At 44.5% G+C, this 12,876-nt stretch carries 10 protein-coding genes; 7 read left to right on the top strand and 3 right to left on the bottom strand.

From position 1 onward, the window contains the following. Positions 1 to 47 precede the first annotated feature (47 nt). The 4 genes from dnaK to EPX21_RS19280 all read left to right on the top strand — a co-directional run bounded on the left by dnaK (position 48) and on the right by EPX21_RS19280 (position 7,316). Entirely contained in the window at positions 48 to 1,964 is a 1,917-nt protein-coding gene (gene dnaK, locus EPX21_RS19295; RefSeq protein ID WP_134091307.1) for a molecular chaperone DnaK, read from the top strand. Between the two features lie 362 nt (positions 1,965 to 2,326). Then, entirely contained in the window at positions 2,327 to 4,759 is a 2,433-nt protein-coding gene (locus EPX21_RS19290; RefSeq protein ID WP_134091306.1) for a prolyl oligopeptidase family serine peptidase, read from the top strand. 70 nt (positions 4,760 to 4,829) lie between these two features. Beyond that, positions 4,830 to 6,365 (top strand): helicase HerA-like domain-containing protein, encoded by a 1,536-nt coding sequence (locus EPX21_RS19285; protein WP_134091305.1) that lies wholly within the window; start codon positions 4,830 to 4,832, stop codon positions 6,363 to 6,365. A gap of 42 nt (positions 6,366 to 6,407) precedes the next feature. After that, on the top strand, positions 6,408 to 7,316 hold the full coding sequence (locus EPX21_RS19280) for a sugar phosphate nucleotidyltransferase (RefSeq protein ID WP_134091304.1): 909 nt from the start codon (positions 6,408 to 6,410) through the stop codon (positions 7,314 to 7,316). A gap of 121 nt (positions 7,317 to 7,437) precedes the next feature. Here the strand turns inward: EPX21_RS19280 and EPX21_RS19275 are convergent, their stop codons facing one another. Together EPX21_RS19275 and folB are read right to left on the bottom strand one after the other, a co-directional pair. Continuing rightward, entirely contained in the window at positions 7,438 to 9,459 is a 2,022-nt protein-coding gene (locus tag EPX21_RS19275; protein ID WP_370451022.1) for an alpha/beta fold hydrolase, read from the bottom strand. A gap of 133 nt (positions 9,460 to 9,592) precedes the next feature. Beyond that, entirely contained in the window at positions 9,593 to 9,964 is a 372-nt protein-coding gene (folB, locus tag EPX21_RS19270) for a dihydroneopterin aldolase (RefSeq protein WP_134091302.1), read from the bottom strand. Positions 9,965 to 10,035: 71 nt separating this feature from the next. Here folB and EPX21_RS22810 point away from each other — a divergent pair, with 71 nt between their 5' ends. Further along, positions 10,036 to 10,206 (top strand): hypothetical protein, encoded by a 171-nt coding sequence (locus EPX21_RS22810; protein WP_166670821.1) that lies wholly within the window; start codon positions 10,036 to 10,038, stop codon positions 10,204 to 10,206. Between the two features lie 131 nt (positions 10,207 to 10,337). Here the strand turns inward: EPX21_RS22810 and EPX21_RS22805 are convergent, their stop codons facing one another. Then, positions 10,338 to 10,475 (bottom strand): hypothetical protein, encoded by a 138-nt coding sequence (locus EPX21_RS22805; protein WP_166670820.1) that lies wholly within the window; start codon positions 10,473 to 10,475, stop codon positions 10,338 to 10,340. Positions 10,476 to 10,721: 246 nt separating this feature from the next. Between EPX21_RS22805 and rfbA the strand changes: the two genes are divergently transcribed. After that, complete coding sequence (gene rfbA, locus EPX21_RS19265; RefSeq protein WP_134091301.1) at positions 10,722 to 11,588, top strand: glucose-1-phosphate thymidylyltransferase RfbA; 867 nt, start codon at positions 10,722 to 10,724, stop codon at positions 11,586 to 11,588. Positions 11,589 to 11,687: 99 nt separating this feature from the next. Next, the gene (gene gmd, locus EPX21_RS19260) at positions 11,688 to 12,776 is read left to right on the top strand and encodes a GDP-mannose 4,6-dehydratase (protein ID WP_134091300.1); all 1,089 of its coding nucleotides are present in this window, start codon (positions 11,688 to 11,690) and stop codon (positions 12,774 to 12,776) included. The last annotated feature ends 100 nt before the right edge of the window (positions 12,777 to 12,876 follow it).

Genomic DNA, 12,876 nt, shown 5'->3' with positions numbered 1-12,876 from the left:
TAAATTGTATTAAGAAAAAGCAAATTGTAAATATAAACAAATAAGATATGTCTAAGATTATTGGAATTGACTTAGGTACAACCAACTCTTGCGTTGCCGTAATGGAAGGTAATGAGCCGGTAGTTATAGCAAATAACGAAGGTAAACGTACCACACCTTCGATCATAGGTTTTGTGGATAACGGAGAGCGTAAAGTAGGAGATCCTGCTAAGCGCCAAGCGATTACCAATCCGCAAAAAACCGTTTACTCCATTAAGCGTTTCATGGGTAGACGTTTCGACGAAGTGACCGAAGAGGCTTCGCGCGTACCCTATAACGTAGTAAAGGGAGATAACAACACACCTCGCGTAGAAATCGGCGATCGGAAATACACGCCACAGGAGCTTTCTGCCATGATTTTGCAGAAGATGAAAAAAACGGCAGAAGATTTCTTGGGTCAGGAAGTAACCGAAGCGGTTATCACCGTTCCGGCTTATTTTAACGATGCCGAGCGTCAAGCGACTAAGGAAGCTGGCGAAATTGCCGGTTTGAACGTGAAACGTATTATTAACGAACCTACTGCTGCGGCCTTAGCTTACGGCTTAGACAAGGCGCATAAAGATATGAAGATTGTGGTGTTTGACTGCGGTGGGGGTACACATGACGTTTCGGTGCTTGAGTTAGGTGACGGTGTGTTTGAAGTGAAGTCTACCGACGGTGATACACACCTGGGAGGGGACGACTTCGACCAAGTGATCATCGATTGGTTGGTTGAGGAGTTCAAGAACGACAATGGAGGCCTTGATTTAAGTAAAGATGCCATGGCTTTGCAACGCTTAAAAGAAGCAGCAGAGAAGGCAAAAATCGAGCTTTCAAGCACTTCTTCTACCGAAATTAACTTACCTTATATTACAGCGGATGCGACCGGCCCTAAACACTTAGTGCGTAACTTAAGTCGCGCTAAATTTGAGTCCTTGGCCGCTGACTTGATTAAGCGTACCATTGATCCTTGTAGATCGGCTTTAAAGAATGCAGGTCTTTCAACAAGTGACATTGACGAGATCATTCTTGTGGGTGGTTCTACCCGTATCCCTGCTATACAGGAAGCGGTAAAGAGCTTCTTCGGCAAAGAACCGTCGAAAGGCGTGAATCCTGACGAGGTGGTTGCTTTGGGTGCGGCTATTCAAGGTGGTGTGTTGACAGGTGAAGTAAAAGACGTGTTGTTATTAGACGTTACGCCGTTGTCATTAGGTATTGAAACCATGGGTGGCGTTATGACGAAACTGATTGAAGCCAACACCACTATTCCAACGAAGAAATCTGAAACTTTCTCTACTGCTTCTGATAATCAGCCTTCAGTTGAGATTCATATTTTACAGGGTGAACGCCCAATGGCTGCGCAGAACCGGACAATCGGACGCTTCCATTTAGACGGAATCCCTGCGGCTCCTCGCGGTGTGCCTCAAATTGAAGTAACCTTTGATATTGATGCGAACGGTATCTTGCATGTGTCGGCAAAAGACAAAGCTACCGGTAAAGAGCAAAAGATTCGTATTGAAGCGTCTTCCGGCTTAAGCGATGAAGAAATCAAGAAAATGAAAGCAGATGCAGAAGCGAACGCAGATGCCGATAGAAAGGCTAAAGAAGAGGTAGACAAATTAAATGCTGCTGACGCGCTTATTTTCTCTACAGAGAAACAACTGAAAGAGTACGGCGATAAGATCGGTGCAGACAAAAAGGCGCCTATCGAAAGTGGCTTAACGAAGTTAAAAGAAGCTTACGCTGCAAAAGACTTCGCTGCAATGGAAACTGCGCAAACGGAGCTGCAAGCCGCCTGGAATGCTGCTTCCGAGGAAATGTACAAAGCTACGCAGGACGCCGGAGCACAAGGCGCGCCGCAAGGCGATGCACAGCAAGGAGGTAGCCCTGCCGATGAGGTGACCGATGTTGACTTCGAAGAAGTAAAAGATGATGACAAGAAATAAGGTTGTTTTCACTTCATAATAAAAAAAAGCCGCAATGTTATGTTGCGGCTTTTTTTATGTAGTAAATATGTTAAGCCAGAATGCGCATTAGCTCATGAACTGCAATGAAATGCTCCTTTACATCCATTTCAATAGCTCATTCGCCATACCGCGGTATGTCTCATTCCCTATTTCATGCCTGGTTTGGATCATTCCCTTTCGTTTTAATTCCTAACGCGTAATCTGGGTTAATGAAAACGTTGAGTTTTTTATAGTCATGTTAGGTATTTCGGGCAAATATTAACATATTGCAGTTATTTTTGCTGCCTAACTTAATTGGCCATCCAATATAGGCCTTAAATGTTCAAATCAGTATACTATAAATGAAAAAAACATTACTTAGCTTTTTAGTAGTTGCCGGAACGGTCTGTTCTTCTTACGGACAGGAAATCACAGGTTATCAGAAGCCACCTCAAAGCATTCAAGAGCTGTTGGATGCGCCCACTACACCGCTCGTACGGTTTAATAAAAGTGGTACCAAGTTATTGCTTTTACGCTTACCGGATTATCCTTCGCTCGAAGATATTTCGCAGCCGATTTTGGGTTTAGCAGGTTTGCGGATTAATCCTTTAAATAATTCATCTGCCGTATCGGCAACCTATACGTCCATGTCTATCCAGGAGGTGAACTCCACCAACGAGAAATTGGTGGATGGCTTACCCAAGGAGGCGAGAATCGCTAATATCACCTGGAGTCCCGATGAGCGTTATATCGCGTTCACGAATGCCACCAAAGAAGGGGTTGAACTTTGGCTTGTAGATGCGGCGAGGGCGCAAGCAAAAAAGCTGACGGAAAAATACCTTAATGATGCTTATGGTGAGACGTTGCAGTGGGCACCGGACGGAAGCCATTTATTGGTGCAGACGGTGATCGAATCCCGAGGTGAGCAGCCGCAGGAAAGCCCTGTACCGAGCAGTCCGATTATCCAAGAGAGCATCGGCAAAGCGGCCCCATCCAGAACCTATCAAAACCTGTTGAAAAATTCGTATGATGAGAAGCTAATGGATTACTACTTAACCTCTCAGCCGATGAAAGTCCGTTTGGACGGATCGACAGAAAAAGTGCTGGCTCCGGGCATTTACCGCGGTATTCAATACTCTCCGGATGGTAAATACCTGCTTACCCAAAAAGTAATCCGCCCTTATTCCTATTTAGTGCCAATTTATTCATTTCCCTTTGAGAATGTTATCTACACCGCTTGGGGAAAGGAAGTGAAAAAGTTAGCCACATCGCCTTTAGCAGAAAATCTTCCTACAGGCTTTGATGCGGTCATTAACGGGCCTCGGAGATATGGGTGGCGTGCTGACGCTGCAGCTACTTTGTATTGGGTAGAGGCGCAGGATGGTGGGGATCCGAATAAAGAACACCGTACGCGCGATGCGGTATATACCCTGAAAGCGCCTTTTAATCGGGAGCCTTTTAAATTGATAGAAACTGCTTTACGTTATAAAGGTATCGAATGGGCCAATAAGCAATATGCCATTATAAGAGAAGAGTGGCGAAAAGACAGAAGGGAGAAAATGACCTTGATTCATCCCGAAAGCGGTAAGATTGTAAAAGTTATCGCGGCGCGTTCTTCGGAGGATGCATACACCGATCCAGGAAATTTTGTTCATGTAGACGGCCCTTATGAACAAGCGGTACTTTTACTGGAGAATGAAACAGAACCGACAGCCTTTAGTATCGGAACCGGGTCTTCCCCTGAAGGCGATCGGCCTTTTTTAATGCGATGGAAACTACTAAGCGATCAGAAAGACACCTTATTTAAATCAAAGGCGCCGTACTACGAGGAGCCGCTGTTTTTTAATAATAAAGGGGTGGTTTATATCTCACGGGAGTCGGTAGAGCAAGCGCCTAATATTTATAAAATTGACTTGAAAAATGGCAATGGTGTTTCGTTGACGTCTTTTCCGGATCCTTATCCGAGTTTGAGAGGCGTTACCAAGCAGCAATTGTCGTATCCCCGCAAAGACGGAATTAAGTTGACCGCCACCTTGTACCTGCCCAAAGGGTATACCAAGGAGCAGGGACCGTTGCCGGTTTTGATGTGGGCTTATCCGAGAGAATTTAAAAGTTTAGAAGCAGCTGGACAAGTGAAAGGTTCTCCATACCGATTTACACGACTCGCCTTTCGATCGCCCGTTTACTGGGTCAGCAGGGGATATGCCATTTTAGATCAAACAGATATGCCTATTGTAGGCGAAGGGACAGAAGAGCCCAATGACACCTTCATTCAGCAAATTCAAGACAATGCGCAAGCGGTAATCGATTATGTGGTAGAGATGGGCGTTGCCGACCGCAATCGGATTGCAGTAGGTGGGCACTCTTATGGCGCGTTTATGACGGCGAATTTATTGGCGCACACCGATCTTTTTGCTGCCGGGATTGCACGCAGTGGTGCATATAACCGAACCTTAACGCCTTTCGGTTTTCAATATGAATCGCGTACTTATTGGGAAGCTCCTGAAGTGTATTATCAGATGTCGCCCTTCAGCTATGCCAACAAAATAAAGACACCGTTATTGATGACACACGGTATAGATGATGAAAACTCCGGGACGTTCCCGATACAGAGTGAAAGACTTTATAATGCCATCAAGGGACATGGTGGAACTGTTCGTTTGGTGCTTCTTCCAAAGGAATTTCACGGGTATCGCGCCAAAGAGTCGATTATGCATACTTTCTGGGAAATGGATTGCTGGCTTGAGAAATACGTTAAGAACAGAACGTTGCAGGATAAAGACGCAAAGAAGTAGGGGCGAGGGAATTGGTCGATTTCGTAAGCAATAAAAATTATGTAATTTGCATCGGCTTAAATGATTAAGTATGGCTAATCAAGACCAGTTTATTGAAAAAATAACCGCTTCTTATCAACCGAAAGGCGAATTTATCTATTTGGGAGCAGGGATATTGGATGGAAACATTATCGCAGCGGCGGAGGTGAACCTGGCCCTGAAGATGATGAATCGACATGGCCTGATTGCTGGCGCTACGGGTACAGGAAAAACCCGTACACTGCAATTAATTGCGGAACAGTTGTCAGATGCCAACGTGCCTGTTTTTATGTTAGATGTAAAAGGGGATTTATCCGGTTTGCATGAACCTGGAAAAAGCAATACCGCCCTGGCAGAAAGGGGACAGGCTTTAGGCCGTCCTTTTGTACCTAGCGGTTTTCCCCTTGCGCTTTATTCGCTGTCCGGTGACTTAGGTGCGCCCATGCGGGTAAAAGTAAGCGATTTTGGGCCGATTCTTCTTGCACGCGTGTTGGAATTGAACGATACGCAGACAGGGGTACTTTCTGTTTTATTTAAGTATGCCGCAGATAAAACCTATCCCATTGTGGATCTGGACGACCTAAAGAAAATATTAAATCACTTAACTTCCGAAGAAGGCGCGCTCGAGATAAAAGAGGACTATGGAAAGATCAGCACCGCTACTTCAACGACCATATTGCGTAAAATAGTGGCACTGGAACAACAGGGCGCCGCTCAGCTGTTTGGAGAACCTGCACTTGATCTGAACGATCTGTTTGAGCACATTGATGGTAAGGGCGTGATTAGTTTACTCAACATCGCCGACATCCAAAATCAACCACTTTTGTTTTCGACTTTTCTGTTAAGCCTATTATCGCAGTTGTTTGAGCGGATGCCGGAAGTGGGCGATTTGCCAAAGCCTAAGCTCATATTTTTCTTTGATGAGGCACATTTGCTCTTTAACGGTGCCTCTAAAGCTTTTTTAAGTAAAATAGAGCAAATTATCCGGTTGATACGTTCGAAGGGAATCGGCGTGTTTTTCTGTACGCAAGCGGCCACCGACGTACCGGATACGGTATTAGGCCAATTAGGGAGCCGTATTCAGCATGCTTTGCGTGCTTTTACACCAAACGATGCCGAAGCACTACGGAAGACTGCGAAGACCTACCCGCGTTCCGAATTTTACGAAATAGATCAAGTACTGACGGGCTTGGGGACTGGCCAGGCGCTGATTACCGTTTTGAATGAGAAGGGCATCCCTACTGAAGTAGTGGCTACCCACCTCATTCCTCCCAGAGCCCTTATGGGGCCGCTGGATCCGGCCACTTATACAGCCTTAGTGCAGCAGTCCGATATCTATGCCAAATATAAGGATGCGGTTCATACCCGAAGTGCTGCTGTTCTATTAGCAGAAAGTCAAAAAAAGCAAGCTGACAGGAAAGAAGCGCCGGTGACAAAAAGAAGTACTGGGAGAAGTTCGAGAGAAAGTCCGATGGAAGCGATGGCTAAAAGCGCCTCACGAACGCTTGGTCGCGAAGGCGTTAAGTTTCTGACCAAGCTGGGAACGGCCATTATCGCTTCGCTTATCGGTAAAAGGAAAAGAAGCTAAAGACAAGTAAATAAACGTTAACTAATAATAAAATTGAAACAAATGAAACCTACCTTATTGATTCTAGCAGCAGGTATGGCTAGCCGTTATGGAAGTATGAAACAAATCGATGCCTTTGGCCCCAATGGGGAAACCATCATCGACTATTCGATTTACGATGCGATCAAAGCGGGATTCGGGAAAGTAAGCTTTATTATCCGCGAGGAATTTGCAGAACCTTTTAAAGCTATTTTTGAACCTAAGCTGAAGGGTAAAATAGAAACGGACTACGTTTATCAAGGCACTGATCTTCGTAAATACGGTATCGATAAAGATGTTGAAAGGGCGAAACCCTGGGGAACAGCGCATGCCGTATTGGAGGCACATAAGCAGATACAGGAGCCTTTTTGTGTTATCAATGCCGATGATTTTTATGGTTACGAAGCTTTCGAGAAGATGGCTCAGTTTTTAACTACAGAAGTGGACGATCAGACGTTTTCGCTGATGGGTTATCAAGTCGATAAAACTTTGTCTGATCACGGAACCGTGTCGCGCGGTGTCTGCGCCGTTAATAGTGAAGGAAATATGACCGCCATTAATGAGCGTACTCAGGTATACTTTAAAGAAGTAGACGGCGAAAAGAAAGTGTTTTATGAAGAAGGCGGTATCGAAACAGAAATTCCGAATGATACCCGTGTATCGATGAATTTTTGGGGCTTTACACCTGCGGTATTTGCAGAGGCTAAAAAGCTGTTTGTCGACTTCGTTGAAGCGAATCAACACAATCCAAAAGCCGAATTTTTCATTCCTTTAGTGGCTGATCATTTGATCCAATCGGGCAAAGCAACTTTTAAAGTAATCCCTACGGCCGAAGAGTGGTTTGGTGTTACCTATAAAGAAGATAAGCCGATCGTACAGAAGTGTATTTCTAACTTGGTAGAAAAAGGCGTTTATCCTGCTAAGTTGTTTTAGTGGAGGTGTGAGAGTGTAAGGTATAGGGTGTACGGTATGAGATGTAAGGTATAGGGCATAAGCATAAGCTTATTTATACCTTTATAACCCTATACCTTTGGCCTTTCATGCCTTCAACCTCCTAAAGCGTTTCCTTCAACCAAGTGAAGAACTCACGTTGCCATACGATGGCATTTTGCGGTTGCAATACCCAATGATTTTCGTCTGGAAAGTAAAGTAGCCGGCTCTTAATGCCTTTTAACTGTGCGAGCTGAAAGGCTCCGAGGCCCTGTTCAATACCCACGCGGAAATCTTTACCACCTTGTACAATCAATATAGGTGTATTCCATTTGTCGGCAAAGTTTATTGGATTAAAGTCTGTATAAGCTTTTGGAGTAGGCTGTTGCCAGTAATTGCCTCCTAACTCCTTATTGGCGAAGAAAAGTTCCTCTGTAGTGCCATACCAGCTACGCATATCGAACAGACCATCGTGAGCAATAAAGGTTTTAAACCTGTTCTCATGCACGCCGGCCAACATAAAAACGGAATAACCGCCATAGCTAGCCCCTACAGCTCCCAGTCGGTCTTGATCTACATAAGGTTCTTTGGAGATATCATCGATGGCACTTAGATAATCGCGAATCGGCTGCCCTCCCCAGTCGCCGCTAATAGCACGGTTCCATTCCACTCCATGTCCCGGCATACCTCTTCTGTTTGGAGCCACTACGATATAACCTTGTGCGGCTATTAACTGCATATTCCATCGGAAGGAATAAAATTGCGACAAAGCCGATTGCGGTCCGCCCTGACAGTACAACAGAGTAGGATATTTTTTGCTGGCATCAAAATCCGGCGGATAAATAACCCAAGAAAAGAGATCCTTACCGTCCGTGGCTTTCGTTGTGCGACCGATCACTTTGCTTTGCGCTATAGAAGCATTCAATGCGTCGTTTACCCGGCTAAGCTGTTTTAACTCGCCCGATTTACGGTTAAAGGTATAGAGCTCGGCCGCATGGTTCATATCCGTTCGGCTTAGAAGTAGTAAATCGCCACTTTCGCCGTTTATAGACGTAATGTCATACGCGCCTTTTGTTAACTGTTTTATCTGTTTGGCACCCGCTTTCGCTAAGTCTTTGGATAGGCTAATTTCAAAAAGTTGGATGGTTCCGGCCGTTGGTGCTGTAAACCAGATTTTCGTACCGTCTTCGCTCCAGCGGAAACTGCTGACCGTTTCGTCCCAATCTTTTGTTAAGTTATAGGTCTTCGATGTGTTCAGATCTCGAACAATCAAATCATTTTTGTCCGATTCATAGCCGTCTTCACGCATGCTCAACCACGCTAAATAATTGGCGTCTTTGCTAAAAGAAGGAGCCACATCATAACCAAGCATGGCTTCGCTCAGGTTTTTGGTTTGCTTGCTTGCTAAATCGTAGGCGTAGAGGTCGGTGTTTGTACTTTGCGCATACTCGGTTCCAAACTTCTTTTTACATACGTATATAATTTGTTCGCTATCAGGACTCCATACCATATCTTCTGCGCCGCCAAAGGGTTGCTGAGGGCTAAAGTAAGGCTCATTGGGCATCATATCAATGGCTTCGCCAATGGTTCCGTTCTGATAGGAGGCATAAAAGACGTGTGTGAATTTGCCATTAAACCAAGTGTCCCAATGGCGGTTGTTTAAAGAATTAAAAATATAAGCATCCGATTTTTTTAGATCATTGTACTTGTCGGCACTTTGCACTTTTTGCAGCGCAACTTCCTGCGAAAAGAGTATATACTTTCCATTTGGTGCTATTTTAACATTACTTAAACCTCCCTCAAATTCCGTTAACTGCTTAGGTTCTTCCTTATTGGCCTCTAAAAGCCACAATTGGCCTTTGCTTAAGTAGAGTATATTGCCGTTTTTCTCGATGTGTACAAGCGTTTCGCTGCCTTGATTTTTTGTCAGTTGCTGAGCATCGCCACCATTCAGCGGAATTTTATAAAGATTGCGCTCGCTGTTGTTTTCTGCCAGGTTGTAGTAGGTAACACCATAAATAGCATATTTTCCATCGGGTGTCACCGCCTCCGGACTAACCCTTCCAAGTTTCCACAATAATTCCGGACTAAGGGGTTGTTGTGCTTTTACAGTGCCTGCAGCCATCATGGTTGCTAAAATTAACATTTTGTTCATGTTGGAAATAAAAATTCAAAAGTAAAAAGTAAAAATTCAAAAGTAAAAACCCCGAAGGGCATCATTGATGCCTTAAAAAACTAGATAAGATATCAATAATTCAAACAGTACGGAGGCCTAAGGATCAATTCCGTTGCCAAAACAAGCTTACCTCCGCCGTTGCGGTGTCGCCTCCGAAAGGAGGATTGCTTTTCCTGAGCGTTACTTCTATTTCGTTTACCTCGCTAAAAGTAATTTTAATGCTATTTAGTATATTTTCCACAATGGTTTCCAAAAGTTTTTTCGGTTCGTCCATTTCGTCTTTAGCAATGCGATACAGTTCCTCATAATTAATGGTGTTTGCCAAATTATCATTTGCTTCCAATGTGGGCTTCTGTACAAAGCAGATTACATCTAAAAAGAACTCATTTCCAATTAGCTGTTCCTCTTCGTAATATCCATGATAAGCATAGAAGCGCGCGTTTCGCAATGCAATTTTCTGTCGATAATGCTCCATCAAACAAACTTAAGCATTTTCTCTATCAAAACTTTTTTGATGTTCAGATGGTTGTATAAAAAAAATGTTATATGAGTCGAAGTAAGTATTTTGTTTGGCCGGCGGCCTTTCTTTTATTAACAAGTGCCAGCAGTTGTGATTTTATTGAGGGCGTGTTTAAGGGAGGGGTATATGTAGGTGTTTTTTTAGTCGTGATCGTCATCGTAATCATTGCGTGGTTGATCAGCAGAGCCCGCAGGTAAAAAGAATGTGCAGACGGATCAGCTCGTTCTGTAGCTGGTCCGGATTTTCAAAGGTGATACTTTTGATGCCCAATTGGCTCGCGGCGTCCGTGTTTCTTTGTTATCCTCAATGAGGAGACATTCGGCTGCCGTTAGCTGATACCCCGGTATGCCTCATTCCCTATTTCATGCCTGTTTTTTCTGAGCGTGTTCGTTTTCAGAGGCCAGAAAGAACCTTCTGTACGAAACTCGTAATTCGTTTGCATACCTGCATGAAGGTTTTGTATCATTCCCTTTCGTTTTAATTCCTAACGTGTAACCTGGGCTTAAGGCAAGTTCAGCGCGGGGGGAATAATGGCTTTTTAGCGTGAGCGTAAAGAAAATTCAGTTAGATGGGCGAGGGAAAGACCTTCTTTTAATACTAACAGCCCAATATAGATTCGCTTCCTTCTTTGATATGGCAAAAAATCAATACTTTTACGATGATTATTAAATTGAAGCAAAACAGATTTCCTAAAATAAGAAAAACATATGCTATGAAAGGTATCATTTTAGCAGGCGGATCAGGTACCCGTTTACATCCTTTGACATTAGCCGTAAGTAAGCAGCTTATGCCGGTTTACGATAAGCCAATGATCTACTATCCATTATCTACATTAATGCTTGCGGGGATAAATGAAATTCTGATTATATCAACGCCGCACGACTTGCCCAATTTCGAAAAGTTGCTCGGTGACGGCTCGCAGATTGGTTGCCGATTCTCCTATGCGGTGCAAGCGGAACCTAATGGACTTGCGCAAGCTTTTGTTATCGGAGAAGATTTTATCGGCGACGACAAGGTGGCGCTGATCTTGGGCGATAATATCTTTTATGGAGATGGGCTCTCGCGATTGCTGCAGCAGAGCATCGACCCGCAAGGGGGGGTCGTATTTGCTTATCCTGTATCCGATCCGGAGCGATATGGGGTTGTGGAGTTTGATGCGGATAAGAATGTACTTTCGATAGAAGAGAAGCCAAAACAGCCGAAATCCAACTATGCAGTTCCGGGAATTTATTTCTATGATAATTCGGTGGTATCAATTGCAAAGAGCATAAAGCCTTCCGCGCGTGGAGAGTATGAGATAACCGATGTAAACAAAAGCTATTTAGAACAAGGACGGCTAAAAGTAGGTGTTTTCAGTAGGGGGACCGCTTGGTTGGACACTGGAACCATTCCTTCCTTGATGCAGGCCGGACAATTCGTTCAAGTAATTGAAGAACGGCAAGGTTTAAAAATTGGATGTATTGAAGAAGTTGCCTACCGCATGAACTTTATCAACGCAGATCAGTTACGGACTATTGCCGAACCTTTGGTGAAGAGTGGTTATGGAGAATATTTATTGCGACTTGTAGGAGGCAAATAGGTTGCCAAAGGGTTGTGAGTTGCCCGATGTGGGTTGTGAGTGACTTAAATAAACGAAGTTAAAACTGATGGCTGACAGCCGAAGCGGAATGCTATAGAAATGAAAACAGCATTAATTACAGGGATTACCGGACAGGATGGGGCTTATTTAGCAGGATTTTTACTTAAAAAAGGCTACCGTGTACACGGGGTAAAAAGGAGAAGTTCACTTTTCAACACCGATCGGATTGACCATCTATATCAAGATCCGCACGAGCCCGATCCAACGTTCACTTTGCACTACGGGGATCTAACGGATTCCACCAACCTCATCCGCCTGGTACAGGAAACACAACCCGACGAGATATACAACCTGGCTGCGCAGAGCCATGTAAAAGTGAGTTTTGATACGCCCGAGTATACCGCGAATGCGGATGGCTTGGGCATGCTCCGTTTATTGGAAGCCGTCCGGCTTTTAGGGCTTACCGAGAAATGCCGGATCTACCAGGCTTCTACTTCTGAGTTATACGGGCTGGTTCAAGCGGTACCACAAAACGAAAGCACCCCCTTTTATCCGCGCTCTCCCTATGCAGTAGCGAAGCTGTACGCTTATTGGATCACGGTCAATTACCGGGAGGCCTACAAAATGTATGCTTGCAATGGCATTTTATTTAACCATGAAAGCCCTATACGTGGCGAAACCTTTGTAACCCGAAAGATTACGCGAGCGGTGTCAAAAATTGTGTTGGGTTTGCAGGATGTACTTTATCTCGGCAATCTATCTGCCCAGCGCGATTGGGGACATGCAAAGGACTATGTAGAGGCCATGTGGCTAATTTTGCAACAAGAGCAAGCGGAGGATTACGTCATCGCCACCGGTGTAACCACAACGGTGCGCGATTTTGTACGGATGAGCTTTGCGCATGTGGGCATAGAAGTCGCATTCAGTGGAAAAGACGAGCAGGAAAAAGGCGTGATTATAGACATCGACGAAAAGCGGTTGACGGCATTGGGAATCGATCCGGATACCCTTAAATTCGGACAAACCGTGGTAAAGGTTGATGCTGCTTATTTCAGGCCCACCGAGGTGGATTTGCTCATCGGAGATGCCTCTAAAGCGCAAAATAAACTCGGATGGAAGCCCAAATATACATTAGAGGCGCTGGTGGCCGAAATGATGGAGGCTGACTTACAGGCTTTTAAGGTATAAGGTTAAAGGTATAAGGTTGAAGTGTCTTGTCCTGATATAGGTTGACAGTTTATTATTTACAAACTGACAAGCATGATGGCGAAATTACAGAGAATGACCG

Source organism: Olivibacter sp. XZL3 (assembly GCF_004368405.1).
Lineage (GTDB): Bacteria > Bacteroidota > Bacteroidia > Sphingobacteriales > Sphingobacteriaceae > Olivibacter.
Note: the sequence above shows the minus strand (reverse complement) of the source record. Positions and strands in the feature narration are given on the sequence as shown.

Bases quoted from the DNA above. Each gene is read 5' to 3' on its own strand.
- dnaK (WP_134091307.1), top strand. From the start codon at position 48: ATGTCTAAGATTATTGGAATTGACTTAGGTACAACCAACTCTTGCGTT.
- EPX21_RS19290 (WP_134091306.1), top strand. From the start codon at position 2,327: ATGAAAAAAACATTACTTAGCTTTTTAGTAGTTGCCGGAACGGTCTGT.
- EPX21_RS19285 (WP_134091305.1), top strand. From the start codon at position 4,830: ATGGCTAATCAAGACCAGTTTATTGAAAAAATAACCGCTTCTTATCAA.
- EPX21_RS19280 (WP_134091304.1), top strand. From the start codon at position 6,408: ATGAAACCTACCTTATTGATTCTAGCAGCAGGTATGGCTAGCCGTTAT.
- EPX21_RS19275 (WP_370451022.1), bottom strand. From the start codon at position 9,459: ATGTTAATTTTAGCAACCATGATGGCTGCAGGCACTGTAAAAGCACAA.
- folB (WP_134091302.1), bottom strand. From the start codon at position 9,964: ATGGAGCATTATCGACAGAAAATTGCATTGCGAAACGCGCGCTTCTAT.
- EPX21_RS22810 (WP_166670821.1), top strand. From the start codon at position 10,036: ATGAGTCGAAGTAAGTATTTTGTTTGGCCGGCGGCCTTTCTTTTATTA.
- EPX21_RS22805 (WP_166670820.1), bottom strand. From the start codon at position 10,475: ATGATACAAAACCTTCATGCAGGTATGCAAACGAATTACGAGTTTCGT.
- rfbA (WP_134091301.1), top strand. From the start codon at position 10,722: ATGAAAGGTATCATTTTAGCAGGCGGATCAGGTACCCGTTTACATCCT.
- gmd (WP_134091300.1), top strand. From the start codon at position 11,688: ATGAAAACAGCATTAATTACAGGGATTACCGGACAGGATGGGGCTTAT.